This window comes from Arthrobacter ipis, assembly GCF_014694315.1.
Classification (GTDB): domain Bacteria; phylum Actinomycetota; class Actinomycetes; order Actinomycetales; family Micrococcaceae; genus Arthrobacter; species Arthrobacter ipis.
In genome coordinates this window covers 1008202-1030241 of the sequence record NZ_JAAOXD010000003.1, presented here as the reverse complement: position 1 = coordinate 1030241, position 22040 = coordinate 1008202, and the positions used below count along the sequence as shown (strand labels likewise).

The following is a 22040-nucleotide window of genomic DNA, read 5'->3' as shown; positions in this document are numbered from 1 at the left end:
TTTATCGCTTCTTTACGTTTTATCGCTTGCCATACTTTTTGTGGACCGCCTGCTTGCTGACGCCGAGCGCGTGCGCGATCGCCTCCCAGGACAAGCCCGCCAGGCGGGCCCTCCGGACCAGGGCCGCTTCCGCCCGGCCTATCTCCCGATGCAGTTCAGCCACGGCCTGCAGGCCATTAACCGGATTGTCGCCGTCCATGGATCCCACCAAAGTTTTCAACCGGTCCACCTCCATGCCGTCAACTTTAGTTGACGGCATGGAGGGCGTCAATGAAAGTTGACGCGGACGAGAATGGGCCGGAGGCCTAGAATCCTTCTAATGATTCCTGCCCGCTCCGACACCCTGGAGTTCTAAATGATTCGGAAGGCCGTTGCCGGCGACGCCGCAGCCCTGGCTGACTTGGCAGCGGCCACTTTCCCGCTCGCTTGCCCGCCGGGATCCTCTCCGGAGGACATCCGGCTCCACCTCAAGCGGACGCTCAGTGAGGACAAATTCGCGGAGTACCTCGCCGACAGCAAGATCGCCATCCTGGTGATTGAGGAAGGCGGCCGGCTTGACGGGTACACCCTGCTGGTCGACCGGCAATCAACGGACCCCGACGTGCTCCGCGCCCTGGGTGCGCAGCCGTCCGTTGAACTGAGCAAGTGCTACGTGCACCCAGACCACCATGGAAGGGGCGCAGCCTCCACGCTTATGCGGGCCTCTTTGGAGTGGGCCGCGGAGCAGGGAGCGGCAAGCGTCTGGCTGGGGGTCAACAGCCAGAACGCCAAAGCCATCCGTTTCTATGAGAAGTCAGGCTTCACCAAGGTGGGGACGAAGTCATTCAACCTCGGCGACTCAGTGGAGAGCGACTTCATCTTGGAGTACGCCCTCCCGGGGAAGGGCTGACGACGGCGCTCCCCTGAGGCGCCCGCCTCCTTGGGAAGGAGGCGAGCAGCTGCTGCCGCAGAGTCAGCCGGCTGCTCCGGACCACCACGATCACTGCGAGCAACCCGGTCAGCAGGACGACAGCGCCGCCGGCGGCCACCGACCAACGCGCGCCGAAGGTGCTGCCAAGCCAGCCCATGAACGGGGCCCCCAATGCGGTCCCGCCTTGCAGGGTTGCCAGATAAAGGGCAAGCACCCGTCCCCGGAACTGTGGCTCCACTGATAGCTGGATGCTGGTATTGCAGCTGTTAAGGAAGGTGATCGACGCGAGTCCGACCGGCACCAGGATGGCGGCATACAGCCAGAACGACGGCGAGACGCTGCCGATCAGGGTAAAGAAGCCCAGCCCCAGCGCTCCGCCGAGCAGGAAACGCAGCCGGGGCCGGGACCTGCGTGCTGCGAGCAGCGCTCCGGCCAGTGTCCCGACAGCCATGATGGAGCCCAGGAGCCCGAATTCACCCGGCCCCATTCCGAATTCCGCCGTGGCCATCAGGGCGTTGGTGATGGGGAAGTTCATGCCGAAGGCCCCGAGGATGCCCACCAGAACGAGGATCAGCACCAGATCTGGACGGCGGCGGACATAGCCCAGTCCCTCGGCAACCTGGTGTTTGCTGCGGACCGCCGGCGCGGCCGGGACCAGCTCCGATGCGCGGATCCGGGCCAGCGAGACCAGGACCGCGGCGAAGCTGGCCGCGTTGAGCAGGAAAACGGGGCCGGTGCCGACCCAGGCAATGAGCACTCCTGCGATCGCCGGACCTGTGAGCCGGGCAGTGTTGAAAGAGGCGGAGTTGAGGGACACCGCATTGGCAATATGGTCCTGTCCCACGAGTTCGGAGACGAAAGACTGGCGTGCCGGCCCGTCAATGGCGCTGGCCAGCCCAAGGCAGAGGGCGGCTGCGTACACCTGCCACAGCTGCGCGGCGCCGGTCACCACCAGGAGGCCGACGACCAGCCCGCACAGCCCCATTGCCGACTGCGTCCACAGCAGAATCACGCGCTTCCTGTGCCGGTCTGCGAGCACTCCTGCGTAGGGGCCAAGCAGCAGCATGGGAAGGAACTGCAGGGCCGTGGTGATGCCGACCGCGGTTCCGGAATGGTCCGTGAGGACGGTCAGGACCAGCCAGTCCTGTGCCACCCTCTGCATCCAGGTGCCGATGTTGGACACGAGGGCGCCGCCCGCCCACAACCGGTAGTTGGGGTTCTGCAGTGCCCGGAAGGTGGCGCTCATCGGCCGCTCATTTCCTGCATGATGTGCGCGGCGCGGCTCAGGGTGAGCCGGTCCTCCGCGCTCAGGCCGGCGACCCGCTGGGCCAGCCAAGCCGTCCGCTGTTCCCGCGCCTCTTCCAGGACGTCCACGCCGGCAGGCGTGATGCCTACCTGAATTTGGCGGCCATCCTCCGGATGCGATGACCGGGACACAAACCCCTGCTCGGCAAGGGCGTTCACGATCCTTGTCATCGAAGGCGCCTGCACATGCTCCCGAGCCGCCAGTTCGCGGGGTGTGCGCGGGCCGTCGCTGTGGAGTTGGGCCAGCACCGTGTACTGGCCAGGCGTGATGATGTCGCCGGTCGCTTCGACCCGGAGCCGGCGGGAGGTCCGCATCACGGCGGTCCGCAGGTCGATCGCCAGGATGTCCGGCCTGATGGATTGTGGGGTTTCTTGGTGTGCCGCTTCGGTCGCAGGCATTGAGGAAGTGCGCTCCTGTTGGTCAGGGTGATAGTTAGCAACGCTAATTAGCTTCTCTAACCATCATCCTCCGACTGTGCCCGCGAGGCAACCGTTGCCTGCGCGAATGTGAGCTATGTCGCCTTCGGCGCCGCGGTGCTTGCGCGGATCACGAGCTCGGTGGGCACCAGGATGACGCCGGGTTCGGTGGTGTTGGTGCGGATCTGCTGCAGGACGTTGTCCACGCACCGGTTGCCGACGTCGGCGAAGTTCTGGTGGACCGTGGTCAGCGGGGGAGCATAGGAGGAGGCTTCGGGGACGTCGTCGAACCCGACCAGGCTGATGTCCTCGGGAACTGATTTTCCCTTTTCCCGGAAGGCCCGCAGGAGGCCCAGAGCCATGTGGTCGTTCGCCGCGAACACCGCTGTGCAGTCCCGTTCGTCGGCGAGCCGGAGGCCCGCTGCGTAGCCGGAGTCGGCTGACCAGTCGCCCCGGAGTACCGGCGGCACTGTTTTGCCTGCGGCGGTAAGGGTGCTGCGCCAGGCGGCGGCGCGCCGTTCGGCGGCGAAGGATTCTTCGGGGCCTGCGACGTGCCAGACCGTCTCGTGGCCCAGATCCAAAAGGTGGCGGACGGCCTTCCGGGCGCCGTCGGCCTGGTCGGTGTCCACCACGCTGTACTGCTCGCCGGCATCGGAATCGACGACGACGACCTTCACTCCCGGTGGCAGGGTAACCGTCGCTGCATCCAGAAGGTGGACCTCCATGATGGCGATCACGGCGTCGACGGCGAGTTCGCCCATGCGGGTGAACGCGCCCTGGATCCCGGCCTGGGTTGGAGCTGTAACCGGGATCAGGGTGATGGCGAAGTCCTGCCGGGCAGCGTTCAGCGCGATGGCCTCCAAGGTGCGCATGTTGCCGAGCGAAGAGAGCGAGAAGGTGATCACGCCGATGGTCCGGAAGCTGCCCCGCTTGAGCGCCCGGGCTGCGCTGTTCGGCCGGTACCCGAGCTCGTTCATCGCCGCAATGACCTGGCGCCGCGTGCTTTCTATGACGTCGGGGCTCCCGTTGGACACGCGGGAAACGGTTTGGGAGGAGACGCCGGCAAGCTTGGCGACGTCAGCCATGGACACCTGCGGCTTGCGCCGAAGTGCGGCGCCTGCCGCGCCCTGTGCAGCGGACAGATTGTGGACCGGGGGTTGACCGGGTTCGTGCTCCATGTCACCATCGTACCAATCATGTTTGCGCAAACACTAACAAAAGCTCACATTCATGTTTACGCAAACAGAACACCTTTCGTCACCCGCCGGGTGACGCAGCCCTACAGAGGACCTTTCATGACAATGACGTCCCCGCACGTCGCGGCGCGAGCCGGAGAGGCTACGCCGGCTGGCCGGACAGCCCGCAGTGCAAGCCGCCGCGCCAGCCGCCGTTCCTGGGCCGGCTGGTGGTTCATCGGCCCGTTCATGGCCGTGTTCGCCCTGGTTTTCCTGGCCCCGATTGCCTACTCCATCTACCTGAGCGTCTTCCGTAACCAGCTCATCGGCGGCACCGCGTTCGTGGGCCTGGACAACTACGCCCGGGCCCTGGGCGACGCGCAGTTCTGGTCCGCGCTGGGACGGGTTTCCCTGTTCCTGGCAGTCCAGGTGCCGGTCATGCTGTTCATCGCCCTCGTTGTAGCACTCGCCCTGGACAGCGGCCGGCTCTACGGAAGGTCGTTCTTCCGGATCTCGATCTTCCTTCCCTATGCCGTGCCGGCCGTCGTCGCCACGCTCATGTGGGGCTTCATGTACGGCACCCGCTTCGGCCTGGTGGGCAACATCAACCAGGCCTTCGGCCTCAACCTGCCCAGCCCGCTCTCCTCGGAACTGGTGCTGGCCTCCATCGGAAACATCGTTACCTGGGAATTCATCGGCTACAACATGCTGATCTTCTACTCCGCGCTGACCGTCATCCCCAAGTCCCTCTACGAGGCGGCCGAGATCGACGGCGCCGGCCAGCTGAGGGTCATCACCGCCATCAAGCTGCCGGCCATCCGCGGCGCCGTTGTGGTGGCCAGCATCTTCTCCGTGATCGGCAGTTTCCAGCTCTTCAACGAGCCCAGCATCCTCAAGAGCCTCTCACCCAACACCATCTCGACCTACTTCACGCCCAACCTGTACGCCTTCTCCCTGTCGTTCTCCGGGCAGCAGTACAACTACTCCGCCACGGTGGCGATCATCATGGGGCTGATCACCATGGCCATTGCCTATGCCGTCCAGGTCCGCGGCATGCGAAAGGAGCGCTGACCATGAGCGTTCAGACAGCCTCCCATCCCCGCAGCGCCGGCACAGGCACTTCATCCCCGGCAAAACTCCGCACCACACGTCTGCGGTCCCCACGGACAGGACGGCGTTCGCGCCGGAGCGTGGCTCTCACTCTCCTGATGGGCCTCGTTCTGCTCTACAGCCTGGCCCCGCTGTTTTGGCTGCTGGTCAACGCCACAAAAACCCAGGACGGCCTCCTCAACTCCTTCGGCCTGTGGTTCGACGCCGATTTTGCCCTCTGGGACAACATCGCCCGGACAGCAACGTACGACGGCGGGATCTTCCTTCGCTGGTTCGCCAACACGGTCCTCTACGTCGTGCTCGGCGCCGGTGGCGCCACGTTCCTGGCCGTCCTCGGCGGCTACGCGCTGGCGAAGTTCGACTTCCCCGGCCGGAAAGCCGTTTTCGCCGTCGTCATCGGCGCGGTGGCCATCCCCGGCACTGCCCTCGCCGTTCCCACTTTTCTCATGTTCAGCCAGATGGGCCTCACCAACACGCCCTGGGCCGTGATCATCCCCTCGCTCATCTCGCCCTTCGGCCTGTACCTCATGTGGACCTTCGCTTCGGAGGCCATACCCACCGAAATCATGGAGTCCGCCCGGATCGACGGCGCCAGCGAGGCCCGCACGTTCTTCCAGGTCTGCTTGCCGCTGCTAACCCCGGGCATCGTCACCGTGCTGCTCTTCACCATGGTGGCCACCTGGAACAACTACTTCCTGCCGCTGATCATGCTGAAGAACCCGGACTGGTACCCCCTCACCCTGGGCCTGAACGCCTGGAACGCGCAGGCCGCCACCGCCGGCGGGGAAGCCATCTTCAACCTCGTCATCACGGGTTCCCTGCTCACCATCCTGCCGCTGATCGCAGCGTTCCTGCTGCTCCAGCGCTACTGGCAGTCCGGTCTTTCCGCCGGAAGCGTCAAAGAATAACGCCCCGTCCATCCTCATCAACAACGCAGTTAGAAGGAAGACCATGATCAAGACCCTGACCCGCCGCGGCCTGCTGCAGAGCTCCGCCGTCGCCGCCGCGCTCGCCCTGGGGCTCACCGCCTGCGGAGGCGGCGGCAACGCGGCGCCGCAGCAAACGGTCAACAGCGACGCCGTCGAGCAAGCCCTCCAGAAGGGCGGCAAGCTGACGGTGTGGGCCTGGGACCAGTCGCTGAAGAAGGTCGCCGAAGGCTTCGAAGCCAAGTACCCCAACGTGGACGTCAACCTGGTCAACGCGGGCACCGGCAACGACCAGTACACCGCCCTGCAGAACGCGATCTCCGCCGGATCCGGAGTGCCGGACGTCGCGCAGATCGAATACTACGCACTTCCGCAGTTTGCCCTCAGCAAATCACTGGCAGACCTTGGCCAGTTCGGTGCCGCAGACCTTGACGGCACCTTCACGGCCGGTCCGTGGTCCTCGGTGCAGGCGCAGGGCGGCGTCTACGGCCTTCCCATGGACTCGGGCCCCATGGCCCTGTTCTACAACAAGGAGCTGTTCGACAAGCACGGCATCGCAGTCCCCACCACGTGGGATGAATTCCTTGAGGCCGGACGCGCGCTGAAGAAGGCGGACCCCAAGGCCTACATCGCCAACGACACCGGCGACGCCGGGTTCACCACCAGCATGATCTGGCAAGCCGGCGGCAAGCCCTACCAGGTGGACGGCACCAACGTCGGGGTGAACTTCTCCGACGAAGGGTCCACCAAGTTCGCCGAGACCTGGCAAAAGCTCATCGACGAGGACCTCCTGGCCCCCATCAGCTCCTGGAGCGACGAGTGGTACAAGGGCCTCGGCAACGGAACCATCGCCACCCTGTCCACCGGCGCCTGGATGCCGGGAAACCTCGTCTCCGGCGTCGCCGACGGGGCCGGCAAATGGCGGGTCGCCCCTCTGCCGCAGTGGGAAAAGGGTGCCACCAGCAGCTCCGAAAACGGCGGCAGCTCCCTGGCCATCCCCGCCGCCGGAAGCCAGGCCGCGCTGGCCTACGGCTTCCTGAAGTACTCCAATGTGGAGGAAGGCGTGCAAACCCGGATCGACGGTGGGGCGTTCCCCGCCACCTCAAAGGACCTCGCGTCCGAGAAGTTCCAGAACACCGGGTTCAAGTACTTCGGCGGCCAGAAGGCCAACAAGATCTTCGCCGAATCAGCGAAGAATGTTCCCGCGGGCTGGTCCTACCTGCCCTTCCAGGTCTACGCCAACAGCATCTTCAACGATACCGCCGGCCAGGCCTACGTCTCCGGCACCAAGCTGAAGGACGGCCTGACCGCCTGGCAGAAAGCCTCGGTCAAGTACGGAACTGAGCAGGGCTTCACGGTCAAGGAGTAACAGTCCTCACCTAAACCGCCCCACCTCGGCGGACGCGCCAGCCCGGCGCGTCCGCCGTCATCCCGGCACACAGCCATCAAGCACGCGGCCACCCCAGCTTCGCCCTGCCGCCCAAATGTGCCCAACCCCAGCCGCGCCCAAAATAGGAGATCCATGTCCCTCGCCACCAACCACCGCTGGCTGCGCTGGCCGTCCGCGGACACCAAGCGGCTGGCCTTCGGCGCCGACTACAACCCCGAGCAGTGGCCCCGCGGGGTCTGGGCCGAGGACGTCCGCCTCATGCAGGAGGCCGGAGTCAACATCGTCTCCCTCGCCATCTTCTCCTGGGCCCGGCTCCAGCCCGCGCGGGACACTTGGGACTTTGCCTGGCTCGACGACATCATCGACCTGCTCCACGCCAATGGCATCGCCGTGGACCTCGCCACCGCCACCGCCTCCCCGCCGCCGTGGCTGGCCGCCGAACACCCGGAAATCCTGCCGGTCACCCACAACGGCGAAACCCTCTGGCCGGGCGGCCGGCAGCACTGGCGCCCCACATCCCCGGTCTTCCGCGAGCACGCGCTGGCGCTCGTGCGCACCATGGCGGAGCGGTACAAGGACCACCCCGCCGTCTGCGCCTGGCACGTTTCCAACGAACTCGGCTGCCACAACATCTATGACTATTCCGACGACGCCGCGGCCGCCTTCCGCCTCTGGCTGCAGAACCGCTACGGCACCCTTGAGGAGCTGAACACCGCCTGGGGGACCGACTTCTGGTCCCAACGCTACGGGGACTGGAACCACATCCTCCCGCCCCGGAAGGCGGCGTCGTACCCGAACCCCACGCAGCAGCTGGACTTCAAGCGCTTCTCCTCAGACTCGCTGCGGGACTACCTTCGCGCCGAACGCGACATCCTCAACAGCATCACCCCGGACATCCCCGTCACCACCAATTTCATGGTGATGGGGGAGACGAAGGGAATGGACTACGCCGCCTGGGCCGCCGACGTCGACTTCGTCTCGAATGACCACTACGTGGTCCCGGGCCCGCAGGACCACGACGAGCTGTCCTTCTCCGCGAACCTGACCGGCAACATCGCCGGCGGCAGCCCCTGGTTCCTCATGGAGCACTCCACCAGCGCCGTCAACTGGCAGCCCGTGAACACGCCCAAGAAGCCCGGGGCGCTCGCCCGGGACTCGCTCACTCACGTGGCCCACGGGGCAGATGCGGTCTGCTTCTTCCAGTGGCGGCAGTCGCGTGCCGGGGCGGAAAAGTACCACTCCGCGATGGTGTCGCACGCCGGCAGTGACAGCAGGCTCTTCCGCGACGTCACCACACTGGGGCGGACTCTTGGCGAACTCTCGGCGATCACGGGCAGCCGGCGTGAACCTGCACGGGCTGCGATCCTCTTCGACTGGGATTCATGGTGGGCCAGCGAGCTGGACTCCCATCCGACCGACCGGCTCCGCTACCGGCAGGAGGCCCTCGACTGGTACTCCGCGTTCCTGGCCAGCGGCATCCGCGCCGATGTCCTCCCGGCGGCGGCCGCCCTTGAGGGGTACCAGCTGGTCATCGCGCCGGTCCTGCACGTGGTGCCGGCGGAGCTGCGCTCGCGCCTGACGGCTTTCGTCGAAGCAGGCGGGCACCTCGTGACCACCTACTTCTCGGGCATCGTGGACCAGAACGACCATGTGTGGCTGGGCGGATACCCCGGCGCCCTCAGCGATTTGCTGGGGATCCGGGTGGAAGAGTTCGGGCCGCTGGCCCCCGGGGAAGAGGCCACGCTCGACGACGGGTCGACCGGCACGCTGTGGGTGGACCCGGTGGCCACCACCTCGGACGACACGAAGGTCCTGCGCCGGTTCACCTCCGGTGACCACGCCGGGGAACCCGCCGTGACCCGGCGCAGCGTGGGCAACGGATCCGCCGGCTACGTGGCGACGCGACTCGGACCCGACGGCCTGGTCCCGGTCCTGCGGGAATTCGCGCACCTGGCCGGCGTCGAGTCTGAACTGCCCGCGGAACTCCGTGGCGCCGTCGAACTCGCCGTCCGCACGGGGGAGGGCGGGCGCTTCCTTTTCCTGATCAACCGCACGGACCAGGCCGTTGACATCTCGGCGGTGCCCGGAACTGCGCTTGCCGCCGAACGCACCGCCGAACGCACCGCCAAGCTTGCCGCCCGCGGCGTGGCAGTTCTCAAGACCCCCAGATAAAAGCAGCAGTCCCCAGAGATCAGCAGCATCACCGCACCGAAGGGAATTCAATGACGAACAGATCCAGACGGCCCTGGGCCGTGACCGCCGCCGGCGTCACCGCGGCGGTCTTCTCCGCAGGGCTCGTGGCCGGACCCGCGTTGGCCGCGCCGGCACCGGTCAAAGCAGGCGATGAAACCGTGCCGGCAGGCGCCGTGACCGTACGGCCGGACCCGTCCTACCAGGGCGAGGCCTTCGAAGGGTGGGGCACCAGCCTGGTCTGGTTCGCCAACGCCACCGGTGACTATCCGGACGAAGTCCGCAACAAGCTCGCGGACATGGTCTTCGGCGACGACGGGCTGAACCTCAACATCGCGCGGTACAACGTCGGCGGCGGCAACGCGCCCGACGTGAAGGACTACCTCCGTGCCGGCGGCGCCGTCGAGGGCTGGTGGAAGGCGCCCGCCGGCACCACGCGCGAGGACAAGGACTGGTGGGATCCGGCGAACCCGGAGCACTGGAACCTCGACGCCGACCAGACGCAGCGCTGGTGGGTGGACCGGATCAAGAACGACATCACGCACTGGGAAGCCTTCAGCAACTCCCCGCCGTGGTTCCAGACGGTCAGCGGCTACGTTTCGGGCGGCTTCAATTCCTCGCAGGACCAGCTGCGGACTGAGAGCATTGACGATTTCTCCTCCTATCTGGTCGGCGTCGTCAAGCAGCTGGAGAAGGCGCACGGCATCAAGATCGACACGATCGATCCCATGAATGAACCGAACACGCCCTACTGGGGAACCAGCCTCAATGCGTCCGGACAGCCCGTCGGCGGCCGGCAGGAAGGCGCCCACATGGGCCCCGAACTGCAGCAGAAGGTGGTCCAGTCGCTGGCCAAGGCCCTGGCCAGCGCGGACACCGGCGCCGTCATCAGCGCCATGGACGAGACCAACCCGTCCACCTTCGCCAACAACTGGAACAGCTACTCCGCCGAAGCCAAGGAGAACGTCGCGCAGCTCAACGTCCACACGTACGGGACCGGGCAGCGGACGTCCGTCCGGGACATCGCCAAGGGCGAGGACAAGCCGCTCTGGATGAGCGAGACCGGCGGCTCGTGGATGGACGGGCAGAACTTCACGAGCATGCAGCCCGGCCTTGGCCTAGCCCAGCACATGGTCAACGACCTCCGCGAGCTGGAGCCCGAGGCCTGGGTTTTCTGGCAGCCCGTTGAGGACTACAACAACATGAAGCCCGGCGGCGAAAGCGCCATCGGCTCCAACTGGGGCGAGATCCAGCTGCCCTTCGACTGCGCCGCCGGGGACACCCTCGAAAGCTGCCCGATCTACACCAACACCAAATACAACACTGCGCGGAACTTCACGCACTTCATCAAGCCCGGGGACCGCCTGGTCAAGGTGGACGACCTGAACAGCGCGGCCGCGGTCTCGGACTCCGGCGCCACCGTGGTGCACGTGAACGACAGCAAGCGGCAGCGCCCCGTGGCCCTCGACCTTTCCGGCTTCGGGGCCGTCCAGGGAAACGCCACCGTGACGCCGGTGACCAGCGACGCGTCCGGCGCGCTCGTGGAGGGTGAGCCGGTCGCCGTCGGAAAGGACCGCACGGCGGTCCTCACGGTGCCGGCCGAGTCCGTCACGACGTTCCTCGTCAGCGGTGTGCACGGCGTGGCCAAGGACGCCGCCCTTGTGCAGGCGGACCACGCCTACAGCCTCAAGGGCGTCGAAAGCGGCAAGTCACTTGCCCAGGGAACCGGCAGCACCGCCGTCATCCGTTCCGGCGCCGGTGCCGACCAGCAATGGAACATCCGCCGCCTCAGCGGCGAAAACAGCAGCCGCGCCCGCTACGCGATTGAAACGCCCGACGGCGGGCGGCAGCTCGGCGTCGTCGACGGAACGCCCCAGCTGGTGCCGGCGGAGGCAACGCCGGCTGAGGCCTCGCGGTGGACCATGTCCACCACCGGTGATGGCACGTACACGTTCGTCAACGCGGCAACCGGCAGGCTCCTCGAGGTGGGCGGCCACGCCACCGCGGACGCGTCGCCGGTGACCCTGTGGACCGCCAACTCCGGCGAGAACCAGCGCTGGCGGGTCATCGATGAAACTGTCCAGGGATTCCGGAACGTCACAGCCTTCACCGTGCCCGGGATCGCTCCGCAGCTGCCCGCCACTGTCGTTCCCGTCTACCGTGACGGCCCCCGGGGTGAACTGCCGGTGACCTGGACGATGCCGCCGGAGAGCCGGTGGAGCAAACCCGGAACCGTCGACGTGCGCGGAACGGCGACGGACGTCCTGGGCGCTGCCCATGCGGTGACCGCCAAGGTCACCGTCGACACCCTGGTGGCGACGCTCCCGGCGAGGGCCAAGACTTACGTTGGCGGAACGCCCGCGCTGCCCGCCACCGTGACCGCGGTGACTGCCGGCGGCAGCAACGTGGAGCGGCCGGTGGTCTGGGACGCGGCTCCCGCGTTCACCGAAACCGGCGTGGCCACGGTTACAGGCACGGCCGACGCCGCCGACGGCCGGACGCTGCCTGCCACCGTGCGCGTGCAGGTCACCCCGGGAACTGCCGAAAATGTGGCCGACGACGGCGGTGCCACGTTCAGCGCCTCGTTCACGGAGCCGGGCTACGGCACCGCCGGACTCGGAAATGGCAACCTGACGGACAAAGCCTGGTCCAACTGGAAATCGGGCACCAAGAACGCCACGGACACCCTTACTGTCTCCCTGGCCCAGCTGAAGACGGTCAGCGGCGTCAAGGTTCACTTCTACCGCGACGGATCAACGGACAGCTACGCCCAAAGCCTGCAGGCTCAGACCAAGGCAGCCGACGGCACCTGGAAGAACGCGGGTGCTTCGGTGCAGGTTCCCGGTGGCAGCCCCGCCCCGGTGGTCACGGTCCCGGTGGCCAACGTGGACACCAAGGACGTGCGCGTGGTGCTCACCGCCCGCACAAACACCCACATAACGGTCAGCGAGGTCCAGGTTTTGGCCTCGGCTCCGGGCCAGTCCTCCGACGCCGCTGCGGCCGGGATTTCCGTCAACGGCCAGCCGTTGGCAGGCTTCTCGCCGGAGGTGACCTCCTATAGGGCTGACGCTCAGGGAGGGCGGCAGGAAGTCACGGCTACCGCAGCTGATCCGTACGCGACGGTGACTGTGCAACCGGCTGACAAGCAGACGGGAACCGCCGTGGTCACCGTCAAGAGCGAAGACGGAAGCCAGACCCGGACCTACGAGGTGGTGTTCGGCCGGTAGGGGCCTGGCGTTCCTCTACGTCAGCGTGTCTACAGGGCACCGGGTTCGCCCCAACGGGTGCACCCGGTGCCTTGTGCCGGTTAAACAGGCTTAGCCGTTAGCCGGCCTGTGTCGTGAACCCGGCTTATGCCGTGAACGCGGCTTATGCCGTGAGGGCCGCCCCGAAGCCGGCGGGGTCCGCCAGGAACCGGGCGAAGCCGAGTTCCGCCGCGCCGATCATCATCAGGTTGGAGCCGAGGGCCGCGGGGTGCACTTTGACCTGGGCGGCCGGGCCGTCCATCGCCTGGGACAGCAGCAGATCATCCAGCGTGGAGGGCTTGAGGGCGTACAGCACCCCCAGAAAACCGTCGAGGATTATCACCTCCGGGTTGAAGGTGTTGACGGCATTCCGGAGTGCGATGGCCAAGTAGCCCAGCTGCCGGGAGATCTCCTCGGCGACAGCAGGGCTGCTTGACGCGCGGAGGGCCTGTTCCAGCTGGGGTGTGTCGCCGCCGCTGAGGCCCAGTAGTTCGAAGAGCCGGCCCTGGGACACTTCGGTTTCCAGGCAGCCGGTGGCGCCGCAGTGGCACTGTTCGCCGGAGGTTCGGACGAACGTGTGGCCCAGTTCCCCGGCGTAGCCGGACGCTCCGCGGAGCAGCATGCCGTTGGAAATGATCCCGCCGCCGACGCCGCTGGCCCCTCCGTTGAGGTAAATGAGGTTGTCCCGCCCGGCGCCGGCCCCGAAGATCAGCTCCGCCTCTGCCGCGAGCGAGGCGTCATTGGCAGCCTGGCAGGCGTAGCCGGTGGCCTCGCTCAGCATCCGGGCCACAGGCTCGTCCCGCCAACCCAGATGCGGCGCGTGGCGCACCGTCCCGTCATCGGGGTTAACCAGGCCCGGCACCGCCACACCGATGCCGGTGATCCGGTAGGAGTGCTCTAGCTCCGTGCGCATCCCTTCGATCACGGCAGCGGCGATGTTGACCGCCTCCCGCGCGCTGGGAATCCGTTCGGTGGCGAACCGGATCTTCTTCTGGACGATGCCGCCGAGGTTGACCAGCCCGATGGTCACTGCGTCGATCTCCGGGTAGACCGCGAGCGCGGCAATGGAAGGGCTCGGGCGCACCTCGGGGCTGGGCCGTCCCACCTGAGCCTCACCCGACGGTGCCGTTTCGTAGACCAGTCCGAGCGCAACCAATTGGCCGATCAGGGTTCCGACCGTTGACCTGTTGAGCCCGGTCCTTTTCGTCAGGTGCGCGCGGCTGAGGACACGGTTATGGTGGACCAGGGACGTGATCAGGGCCAGGTTGTTCCGCCGGGAGGGGTCCAGCTCGCTGGGCGGGGCGGTCGGGGCAGCCCGTTGGCGAGGGGAAGACATCATCGGAACAATATCAGCTGCCGAAAACCTTGGTGCCGAGGAAGTCGTTGCGGAACTTCCTCTCCGGATCGAGGCGGTCCGCGAGGACCTTAAAGTCTGCGAAGCGGGGGTAGAGCGGCGCGAGCCGGAAGGCATCGCCGTCGAACAGTTTGCCCCAGTGCGGACGGGCGGCGAAGGGCGCCAGTTCGGCCTCGATCACCGGAAGCACGGCCTCGACCGCGGGCTGGTCCTGCCGCCAGGTGAGGTGCAGGCCAACGCTGTCGGTGCCGTAGTTCGGGCTCAGCCAGAGGCTGTCCGCGGCCATGGTACGGATTTCCGAGACCAGCAGCAGCGGAGTCACCACGCTGGACAGCCGGCGCATGGCCTGGATGGCGTCCACGGCATGCTCGCGGGGGACCAGGTACTCGCTTTGCAGCTCGTCGCCCTTGCTGGGAGTGAATTCCATCCGGAAGTGGGCCAGCCTGTCCGACCAGGGACCGGGAACGCCCAACTGCTGCGTGCAGGTGGTTCCGGGCACGCCGGCGATGGGATGCCTCGGTTCTTTGGCCGGGGTGCCGCCGAAAAAGCCCGCGCGTTCCGCTATGGCTTCGGTCGGTGCAGTCCGGGACTTCAGCCAGGCCTGGCCGATCCGGTCCCCGCTCCAGTCGGTGAACAGACTGACGCTGTAAGCGGAGGAGGTGACGTCGTCGAAATTCTCCAGCACCTGGTCCCACTTAAGGTCCTCGAACACCGACTGCGAAACCGGGAACGTCGGTTCGATGTCGAGGGTCAGGCTGCTGACGATGCCCAGGGCGCCGAGGTTAACCACCATGCCGTCAAAGTCGGGTTCCCCGCGGCGCAAGGTGAGGAGCCCGCCGTCGGCCGCCACCAGCTCAAGGCCGGCGACGGCGGTGGCCAGGTTTCCGTTGCGGTCGCCGGAGCCGTGGGTGGCGGTGGCGACGGCGCCGGCCACGGAGATGTGGGGGAGGGACGCCAGGTTGTGGAGCGCATAGCCCTGCCGCTGCAGCTCGGCCGCCAGGGTCCCGTAGCGTGTGCCGCCGCTCACGGTCACCGTCAGGTTGGCGGCGTCAACCTCGATGGCCGGCTCGAGGTGCTCGAGCGAGACCAGAGTGCCGGTGGTGTCGGCGATGCGGTTGAAGGAGTGCCGCGAACCTAGCGCCCGAAGCTTCCGGGCGCCGGCCACCAGGTCCTGAAGCTCTGCCACGGTGGTCGGCTCGAGCACGTCGGCGGCGGCGTACCTGAGGTTGCCGGCCCAGTTGTGCCCCGCGGTGTGCAGCTCAGTTCCTGCTTCGCTAACCATTGCCTGCCCTTCGTTTGGTGTTTAGGAGAACATAACACCCGGCGCTGGACTGGGGATAGAGGTTCTGCACATCAATACTGCCTGTCCAATTAGGGAAAAACGGTTGACAGCCTCGGAAAATCTAATATGTTTGTTTCTGGAACATATTACGGATCGTCCCGCGGGGACCGATCCCTCCAAACCAAACGGGAGCACTCAATGGCGATTCAGCCCACGCGCGACGACAAGTTTTCCTTCGGCCTGTGGACCGTCGGCTGGGAGGCGCAGGACCAGTTCGGCTCCGCGACCCGCCCGCCGCTGGACACCGTGGAGGCCATCAACCGGCTCAGCGATCTGGGCGCCTACGGCATCACCTTCCACGACAACGACCTGTTCCCGTTCGGCTGCTCCGCGGCTGACCGGCAGCGGGAGATCGACCGGCTGACCGGCGCGCTGAAGGCCACCGGCATGGTGGTGCCCATGGTGACCACCAACCTGTTCAGCCACCCGGTCTTCAAGGACGGCGGCTTCACCAGCAACGACCGCGGTGTGCGCCGCTTCGCCCTCCGCAAGGTCCTGGAGAACATCGACCTCGCAGCCGAGTTGGGCGCTGAGACCTTCGTAATGTGGGGAGGGCGCGAAGGCAGCGAGTACGACGCCGCCAAGGACATCCGCGGCGCCCTCGAGCGCTACCGCGAGGCCGTGAACCTGCTGGGCGACTACGTGACGGACAAGGGTTACAACATCCGCTTCGCGATCGAGCCCAAGCCCAACGAGCCGCGCGGCGACATCCTGCTGCCCACACTGGGCCACGCCCTGGCATTCATCGAGACCCTCGAGCGGCCGGAGCTTGTCGGCATCAACCCCGAAACCGGCCACGAGCAGATGGCCGGGCTGAACTTTACCCACGGCATCGCCCAGGCGCTGTACCAGGGCAAGCTCTTCCACATCGACCTCAACGGCCAACGCAGCATCAAGTTCGACCAGGACCTGGTGTTCGGCCACGGCGACCTGCAGAACGCCTTCTCCCTGGTAGACCTGCTGGAAAACGGCGGTCCGCAGGGCGGTCCGGCCTACAACGGCCCGCGCCACTTCGACTACAAGCCCAGCCGGACCGAGGACATCAACGGCGTCTGGGATTCCGCGGCCGCCAACATGCAGACCTACCTGCTGCTCAAGGAACGCGCCAAGGCCTTCCGCTCCGACCCCGAGGTGCAGGCTGCCCTGGAGGCGTCGCGGGTTTCCGAAATCAACGTCCCCACCCTGAACCCGGGCGAAGGCTACGAGCAGCTCCTCGCCGACCGCTCGTCCTACGAGGACTTCGACGCCGACGCGTACTTCGGCGGCAAGGGCTTCGGGTTCGTGAAGCTCCAGCAGCTCTTCATCGAGCACCTGCTCGGTGCCCGCTAGTCACATGGTGTTGGTTGCCGGGGTCGATTCCTCGACCCAAAGCTGCAAGGTAGTGGTGCTGGACGCGGACACCGGCGCGCTGGTGCGCGAGGGCCGTGCCGGCCACCCGGACGGCACGGAGGTCCACCCGGACCACTGGTGGCGGGCGCTTTCCGAAGCGTTCGACGACGCCGGCGGGTTCGCCGGGGTCAGCGCGCTTTCCGTGGGGGGCCAGCAGCACGGCATGGTGCTGCTGGACCGGGAAGGCAACGTGCTCCGGCCGGCCTTGCTCTGGAACGACACCCGTTCGGCAGGGTCAGCCGCCGCCCTCACGGAAGAAGTGGGCGCGGAGGACTATGCCAAGCGGACCGGCCTGGTACCCGTAGCCTCTTTCACGGTCACCAAGGTCCGTTGGGTCCGCGACCACGAGCCGGAGATCGCCAGCCGGGTGGCCGCCGTCGCACTGCCACACGATTGGCTGACGTGGCGACTGCGGGGATACGGCCCCACCGGCGCCAGCCCGCTGGGACCCGACCTCGGCCAGCTCACCACCGACCGCTCGGACGCCAGCGGCACCGGCTACTGGAACCCTGCTACGGGTGCGTATGACCTGGAGCTGTTCAGGCTGGCCTTCGGGCGGGATGCTGTTGAAGCCGGGACTGATGGAACCGGTGCCGGCTCGGCGGGGGATGGTGCAGGCGTTGGTGATGCCGTGATCCTGCCCCGCGTCCTGGCCCCGGGCGCTTCGCCCGGGATTGTCCACGCTGAAATTGCGGGGCAGCCGATTTTGCTTGGTGCCGGTGCGGGGGACAATGCCGCAGCGGCACTGGGCCTTGGCGCTCGGGCGGGGGACGTCGTCGTATCCGTTGGCACCAGCGGGACGGTGTTCGCCGTCTCCGACGAGCCCATTGGCGACCCGAGCGGGACGGTGGCGGGCTTCGCGGACGCGAGCGGCCTGTTCCTGCTCATCGCCGTGACCCTTAACGCGGCGCGGGTGCTGACGTCCGTTGCCGGGCTGCTGGGAGTGGACTTCGACGAGCTGTCCCGGCTGGCGCTGGAAGCAGAGCCGGGGGCGGGAGGCGTGGTGCTGGTCCCGTACTTCGAGGGGGAGCGGACGCCGAACCTGCCGCACGCCACGGCCAGTTTCTCCGGGCTGACCATCGCCTCGACCACACGCAGCAACATTGCGCGGGCCGCCGTCGAAGGGATGCTGTGCGGGCTGGCCGGAGGTTTGGACGCCCTCCGGGGCCTGGGTCATCCGGCCGAACGTCTCCTGCTGATCGGCGGCGCGGTGCAGAATCCCGCAGTTCAGCAGATTGCCGCTCAAGTATTCGATCTGCCCGTGCGGGTTCCGAGCCCCGGCGAGTATGTGGCCCGGGGAGCGGCCGTGCAGGCGGCCTGGGCGCTGGCGGGGAAGCGGCCGGACTGGCAGGTGGCGCTGGACGGCCACCCCGAGCCGGACTTCCGGCCTGCCATCGGGGAACGGTACAGGGCGGAGCAGCGCAAAGTGGAGCAGGGTTGGGTGCAATAGCACCCAACTGGGTAGCACCTCACGGCGTTCTCAGGCCCGAGAACGCCCTGAAATGCTACCCAGTTTCCGCTCGCACGTGAATCAAAAAAAGTTTTTTGAATTCCGCCTGACTCTGGTCCTGGACCGGCCTTTATTGTCGTACCCCCTCCTCAGACTGTATCTATGGATGGAATCGGGAAATCGGAGCTGGCTTTGGCAGCGGTGCCGCACGGCGGCGTCCTGCAGTCTGCTGCGTTTCCTGACAGCGATTTCCACTTCCCTGACGCCCCGAGTTTCGACGCCGATCCGTACTACGGGTTGCCGTATGACGACGATCTCGGCGCCGTGTATCCGGCATCGTTTCCGGAGGATCCCTTCCCCGAGGTCCTGTTGGCGGACCGTCCTTTCGACGGGTACCTTCTTGACGCCAGCCCTTTCGACGCCGGAACTTATCACGGCGCTTTTCGCACCGGTCCCTCCGGCGCCGCTACTGCCCGGCACGCGGCCGGTTCCATTGTCCAGGACAGTGGAACGAGGCCCGGGTGGTTTCTCCCGGCAGTTGACCTCACCGCCGACGGTGCCGGGTTGATCGCTCAGGTCCGCGCGTATGAGAACGTCAAGTGCTGGGCCGCCGGGCAGCAGGCACGGCTTTCTGTGACCTTCGAGGCGCGGCTCCGCCAGGAACAAACGGAGCGTGGGAACCACTCGGATCGGACGCTGTCGGCGGCGGACCTGGGCAAAGACCGGGACCTGGGCGCGGCCGAGCAGATCGCGCTGGCCCGGGGCGAGTCCCCGCACCGCGGCGGGCGGCTGCTCGGCATGGCCAAAGCCCTGGTCACCGAGATGCCGCACGCCTTGGGCGCCCTGGACACCGGCCAGCTGAATGAAGAGCGCGCCATGTATTTCGTGCAGGAAACAGCTTGCCTGAACGTGGAAGACCGGACCGCCGTCGATGAGGAGTTGGCTGCGGATATGGGGACTTTCACCGGGGTCGGGACCCGCGGCGTCATCGCCGCGGTAAAGGCCGCCGCCACCCGCCGGGACCCGCGCTCCGTCACCCGGCGCGCGAGCCACGCGGCCTCGGAGCGGTCCGTGAGCCTGCGCCCGGCCCCCGACTGCATGACCTATTTCACCGCGCTGCTGCCCGCCCACCAGGGCGTCGCCGTCTACACAGCCCTGACAAGGCGTGCCGAAGCCCTCCATTCCGCCGGCGACCCCCGGGCACTGAATCAGATCAAGGCCGACACGCTCGTCGAATGGACCACGGGCACCCCCGGCGGCATCACCGGGATAGACCTCAACCTCGTCATGACCGACCGCACCCTCCTCCAAGGCGACAGCGAACCAGCCCGCCTCACCGGCTACGGCATCGTCCCCGCAGCGTGGGCACGCAACCTCATCGCGCAGCCGGATCGCATTCGCCCGGCGGCGGGCAGTTCAGCCGGCGACCACGAGGACGCGGTAGAGGAACTCAAGATCTGGCTCCGCCGGCTCTACACCGCCCCGGAGACCGGTGACTTAGTCGCCATGGACTCCCGACGGCGGCTCTTCCCGGCACCGTTGCGCCGCTTCATCCAGGTCCGCGATGACACCTGCCGCACGCCCTATTGCGACGCCCCGATCCGCCACCACGACCACATCATCCCCTGGCACAACGACGGCCCCACGTCACTGAGTAATGGCGCGGGACTGTGCGAAGCCTGCAACCACACCAAAGAACTCCCCGGCTGGAAGGTGAAACCACGGCCAGGATCGAGGCACGCCATCGAAGTCACCACACCTACCGGCCACACCTACCGCTCCACCGCACCGCCACTTCCCGGTAGCAGGCTGCGGACGAATCCACAGCCGCGAACCAGCGAATTCGGAACCGGGCCACCCGTAGTCAGCCAGCCCGGCACCGGACAGTCTGGCACCGGACCGCCTGGCACCGCCCCGTGGGAACTATTCAGCCCGAACGAACAGGACCCACCCCACAACCGGTGTAGCGGCGGCGGAAATACCGCCGCCGCCGAACCCGGCCAAGGGAGGGAGTAGCTCCTACGAGCTGACTTCGGCGACCTGTGCTGCCAAGGTCGTCAGTTCCACCGGCTCCGGACGGACCGCCGTGCTCTTGATCTGCACCGCGGAACCCGTCCGGGCCGAAACCAGCATGGACTCCATCACCTCGAGGACGTGGTATGCCAGCTGGCCGCCGGCACGTGGCTCCCATCCCTGAGGTGTTGCGGCGATGTCGGCGATCCCGAAGCCGCGTCCGGAGTCGACGTAGCCAGCCGAGACGGGCAGGGTTTGCCAGTCGTCGGCGCCCAGCGGGAAGACCTGGACATCGCCGTCGAAATGGTTCGGGTCGGGCACGGCCAGGGAACCGCGCTCACCGTGGATTTCGATGTTGGGCGACTTGGACTTCACGGCGTCGAAGCTCATCAGGAGCGTGGACAGGGCACCGGAAGCGTGCACCAGCACGCCGGTGACATGGGAGTCGATGGCCACCGGAACCTTCTCGCCAGTGCGTGGACCCGAACCGATGGTCCGCTCGCTGCGGGTGTGGCTGGCAGCGCCGACCACGGAGACGACAGGACCCAGCAGCGTGACCAGCGCGGTCACGTAGTACGGACCCATGTCCAGCAGGGGACCCCCGCCGGGCTGGTAGTAGAAGTCCGGGTTCGGGTGCCAGCGCTCATGGCCGGGCGTCACCATGGTGGCGGTTGCGCTGATCGGTGCGCCGATCAGGCCGTCGTCGATCGCCTTGCGGGCGGTCTGGATTCCGGTGCCGAGCACCGTGTCAGGGGCACAGCCAACGACGACGCCCGCCTCGCGTGCCGCATCCAGCACCTGCCGCGCCTCGGCGGTGGTCGCCGCGAGCGGCTTCTCCCCGTAGACGCTCTTGCCCGCTGCGATGGCCTTCAGCGCCACCTCCGCGTGGGCCGCGGGGATGGTCAGGTTGAGGACGAGGTCGACGTCGTCCGCGGCCAGGAGGCCGTCCACGGACAGTGCGCGGACGCCGTCGTAGTCGTTCGCAACAGCCTGGGCGCGCGCGGGATCCAAGTCGGCCACTGCCACCAGTTCGATCTGGTCCAGCCGGCGGAAGTTCGCCAGGTACTGGGCGATGATGGCGCCGCAGCCAATGATGCCGATCTTCAGCGGTTCAGTTGTCTCTAACGGCTTGCCCACAGCAGGCCCCTTTCGATAATGGTGCGGACGTTGGTGTCCTGGAGGATGCCGACATGGTGGCCGGGGGTGGCGACGAAGATCCGGCCCGTGCCCCACTGGCGGGTCCAGATGGCCGGCGAGGTCACCTCGCGGTGCCAAGGGTCCCACTCGCGGACCTTCTGCGTGGTGGTGGCGAGGACGTCGATGTAGTCGTCGGCCAAAACCCAGTACTGTTCGGTGACAAGTTCGAAGTCGCCGATGCCCTCCGTGATGGGGTGGTCCGCGGCGGCCGGGAGCATGTTGACGGTGTAGGGCACGTAGTTGTCGGACTGCTCCCCGACCCGCTCGTCCGGATGCTTGCCGGGGTGGCAGGCGAACTGGCCACCGATCAGGTGCAGGTAGTCGGAGTTGTTGCGGTAGGAATCCGCGATCCCGCCGTGCCAGCCTGCCAGGCCGGTGCCGTTTTCGACGGCGGCCCGCAGTCCCTCGAACTCGTCCTTTTCAATCGTGGTCATGGTCATGCACTGCATAATCAGGTCCACTCCTGCCATGTAGCCGGCGTCGGCGTAGACCTTGGGCGATTCCTCCACACGGACGTCGTAGCCGTTGTTTTTCAGGTGCGGGATGAAGAGCTCGGTGGCTTCGAAGGGCTGGTGGCCGTCCCAGCCGCCGCGCACCACCAGGGCGGATTTTCGTTCAGTCATGTCA

17 protein-coding genes are annotated in these 22040 nt (G+C 66.9%); 9 read left to right on the top strand and 8 right to left on the bottom strand.

Features of this window, described 5'->3' with window-relative positions; translation table 11 throughout:
* Positions 1-19: 19 nt before the first annotated feature.
* The gene (locus G9E11_RS11745) at positions 20-235 is read right to left on the bottom strand and encodes an AsnC family protein (RefSeq protein WP_190605760.1); all 216 of its coding nucleotides are present in this window, start codon (positions 233-235) and stop codon (positions 20-22) included.
* Positions 236-355: 120 nt separating this feature from the next.
* Between G9E11_RS11745 and G9E11_RS11740 the strand changes: the two genes are divergently transcribed.
* Positions 356-889 carry a GNAT family N-acetyltransferase gene (locus tag G9E11_RS11740; RefSeq protein WP_190605758.1) on the top strand — a complete coding sequence of 178 codons (534 nt, stop codon included), beginning with the start codon at positions 356-358 and terminating at the stop codon, positions 887-889.
* Here G9E11_RS11740 and G9E11_RS11735 read toward each other — a convergent pair.
* From G9E11_RS11735 to G9E11_RS11725, 3 genes are all read right to left on the bottom strand, one after another.
* The gene (locus G9E11_RS11735; RefSeq protein ID WP_190605756.1) at positions 855-2156 is read right to left on the bottom strand and encodes an MFS transporter; all 1302 of its coding nucleotides are present in this window, start codon (positions 2154-2156) and stop codon (positions 855-857) included. The two genes, G9E11_RS11740 and G9E11_RS11735, sit on opposite strands and share 35 nt — an antisense overlap.
* Positions 2153-2614, bottom strand: coding sequence for a MarR family winged helix-turn-helix transcriptional regulator (locus G9E11_RS11730; protein WP_190605754.1), 462 nt, complete (start codon positions 2612-2614; stop codon positions 2153-2155). The genes G9E11_RS11735 and G9E11_RS11730 overlap by 4 nt, the downstream gene beginning before the upstream one ends.
* 113 nt (positions 2615-2727) lie before the next feature.
* On the bottom strand, positions 2728-3810 hold the full coding sequence (locus G9E11_RS11725) for a LacI family DNA-binding transcriptional regulator (RefSeq protein ID WP_311764351.1): 1083 nt from the start codon (positions 3808-3810) through the stop codon (positions 2728-2730).
* A 117-nt stretch (positions 3811-3927) separates the two neighbouring features.
* On the opposite strand from G9E11_RS11725, the gene G9E11_RS11720 reads away from it, so the two are divergent.
* The 5 genes from G9E11_RS11720 (at position 3928) to G9E11_RS11700 (ending at position 12650) form a co-directional block, all read left to right on the top strand.
* Entirely contained in the window at positions 3928-4878 is a 951-nt protein-coding gene (locus G9E11_RS11720; protein WP_246468857.1) for a carbohydrate ABC transporter permease, read from the top strand.
* Positions 4879-4880: 2 nt separating this feature from the next.
* Positions 4881-5825 carry a carbohydrate ABC transporter permease gene (locus G9E11_RS11715; RefSeq protein ID WP_190605752.1) on the top strand — a complete coding sequence of 315 codons (945 nt, stop codon included), beginning with the start codon at positions 4881-4883 and terminating at the stop codon, positions 5823-5825.
* A gap of 43 nt (positions 5826-5868) precedes the next feature.
* A complete protein-coding gene (locus G9E11_RS11710; protein ID WP_190605750.1) occupies positions 5869-7212 on the top strand; it encodes an ABC transporter substrate-binding protein in 1344 nt (447 codons plus the stop codon).
* A gap of 153 nt (positions 7213-7365) precedes the next feature.
* The gene (locus tag G9E11_RS11705) at positions 7366-9405 is read left to right on the top strand and encodes a beta-galactosidase (protein ID WP_190605748.1); all 2040 of its coding nucleotides are present in this window, start codon (positions 7366-7368) and stop codon (positions 9403-9405) included.
* A 50-nt stretch (positions 9406-9455) separates the two neighbouring features.
* Entirely contained in the window at positions 9456-12650 is a 3195-nt protein-coding gene (locus G9E11_RS11700; RefSeq protein WP_190605746.1) for an Ig-like domain-containing protein, read from the top strand.
* 142 nt (positions 12651-12792) lie between these two features.
* On the opposite strand, the gene G9E11_RS11695 is transcribed toward G9E11_RS11700, so the two are convergent.
* On the bottom strand, positions 12793-14007 hold the full coding sequence (locus G9E11_RS11695) for an ROK family protein (RefSeq protein ID WP_190605744.1): 1215 nt from the start codon (positions 14005-14007) through the stop codon (positions 12793-12795).
* Positions 14008-14017: 10 nt separating this feature from the next.
* A complete protein-coding gene (locus G9E11_RS11690) occupies positions 14018-15304 on the bottom strand; it encodes an FAD-binding protein (RefSeq protein ID WP_190605741.1) in 1287 nt (428 codons plus the stop codon).
* Positions 15305-15502: 198 nt separating this feature from the next.
* Here G9E11_RS11690 and xylA point away from each other — a divergent pair, with 198 nt between their 5' ends.
* The 3 genes from xylA to G9E11_RS11675 all read left to right on the top strand — a co-directional run bounded on the left by xylA (position 15503) and on the right by G9E11_RS11675 (position 20219).
* Complete coding sequence (xylA, locus tag G9E11_RS11685; RefSeq protein ID WP_190605739.1) at positions 15503-16693, top strand: xylose isomerase; 1191 nt, start codon at positions 15503-15505, stop codon at positions 16691-16693.
* Between the two features lie 4 nt (positions 16694-16697).
* Positions 16698-18203 carry a xylulokinase gene (locus G9E11_RS11680; protein ID WP_190605737.1) on the top strand — a complete coding sequence of 502 codons (1506 nt, stop codon included), beginning with the start codon at positions 16698-16700 and terminating at the stop codon, positions 18201-18203.
* A 162-nt stretch (positions 18204-18365) separates the two neighbouring features.
* Entirely contained in the window at positions 18366-20219 is a 1854-nt protein-coding gene (locus G9E11_RS11675) for an HNH endonuclease (RefSeq protein WP_190605735.1), read from the top strand.
* Positions 20220-20222: 3 nt separating this feature from the next.
* Here G9E11_RS11675 and G9E11_RS11670 read toward each other — a convergent pair whose 3' ends face one another.
* The gene (locus tag G9E11_RS11670) at positions 20223-21353 is read right to left on the bottom strand and encodes a Gfo/Idh/MocA family protein (protein ID WP_190605733.1); all 1131 of its coding nucleotides are present in this window, start codon (positions 21351-21353) and stop codon (positions 20223-20225) included.
* A complete protein-coding gene (locus G9E11_RS11665) occupies positions 21338-22036 on the bottom strand; it encodes a ThuA domain-containing protein (protein WP_190605731.1) in 699 nt (232 codons plus the stop codon). Before G9E11_RS11665 ends, G9E11_RS11670 begins: the two co-directional genes overlap by 16 nt.
* Positions 22037-22040: the final 4 nt, after the last annotated feature.

What these genes read in the sequence shown, in the direction of transcription:
- G9E11_RS11705 (WP_190605748.1), top strand. Translation starts at nt 7,366, where the DNA reads ATGTCCCTCGCCACCAACCACCGCTGGCTGCGCTGGCCGTCCGCGGAC.
- G9E11_RS11715 (WP_190605752.1), top strand. Translation starts at nt 4,881, where the DNA reads ATGAGCGTTCAGACAGCCTCCCATCCCCGCAGCGCCGGCACAGGCACT.
- G9E11_RS11690 (WP_190605741.1), bottom strand. Translation starts at nt 15,304, where the DNA reads ATGGTTAGCGAAGCAGGAACTGAGCTGCACACCGCGGGGCACAACTGG.
- G9E11_RS11725 (WP_311764351.1), bottom strand. Translation starts at nt 3,810, where the DNA reads ATGGAGCACGAACCCGGTCAACCCCCGGTCCACAATCTGTCCGCTGCA.
- G9E11_RS11695 (WP_190605744.1), bottom strand. Translation starts at nt 14,007, where the DNA reads ATGATGTCTTCCCCTCGCCAACGGGCTGCCCCGACCGCCCCGCCCAGC.
- G9E11_RS11700 (WP_190605746.1), top strand. Translation starts at nt 9,456, where the DNA reads ATGACGAACAGATCCAGACGGCCCTGGGCCGTGACCGCCGCCGGCGTC.
- G9E11_RS11675 (WP_190605735.1), top strand. Translation starts at nt 18,366, where the DNA reads ATGGATGGAATCGGGAAATCGGAGCTGGCTTTGGCAGCGGTGCCGCAC.
- xylA (WP_190605739.1), top strand. Translation starts at nt 15,503, where the DNA reads ATGGCGATTCAGCCCACGCGCGACGACAAGTTTTCCTTCGGCCTGTGG.
- G9E11_RS11680 (WP_190605737.1), top strand. Translation starts at nt 16,698, where the DNA reads ATGGTGTTGGTTGCCGGGGTCGATTCCTCGACCCAAAGCTGCAAGGTA.
- G9E11_RS11740 (WP_190605758.1), top strand. Translation starts at nt 356, where the DNA reads ATGATTCGGAAGGCCGTTGCCGGCGACGCCGCAGCCCTGGCTGACTTG.
- G9E11_RS11735 (WP_190605756.1), bottom strand. Translation starts at nt 2,156, where the DNA reads ATGAGCGCCACCTTCCGGGCACTGCAGAACCCCAACTACCGGTTGTGG.
- G9E11_RS11710 (WP_190605750.1), top strand. Translation starts at nt 5,869, where the DNA reads ATGATCAAGACCCTGACCCGCCGCGGCCTGCTGCAGAGCTCCGCCGTC.
- G9E11_RS11665 (WP_190605731.1), bottom strand. Translation starts at nt 22,036, where the DNA reads ATGACTGAACGAAAATCCGCCCTGGTGGTGCGCGGCGGCTGGGACGGC.
- G9E11_RS11730 (WP_190605754.1), bottom strand. Translation starts at nt 2,614, where the DNA reads ATGCCTGCGACCGAAGCGGCACACCAAGAAACCCCACAATCCATCAGG.
- G9E11_RS11745 (WP_190605760.1), bottom strand. Translation starts at nt 235, where the DNA reads ATGGAGGTGGACCGGTTGAAAACTTTGGTGGGATCCATGGACGGCGAC.
- G9E11_RS11720 (WP_246468857.1), top strand. Translation starts at nt 3,928, where the DNA reads ATGACAATGACGTCCCCGCACGTCGCGGCGCGAGCCGGAGAGGCTACG.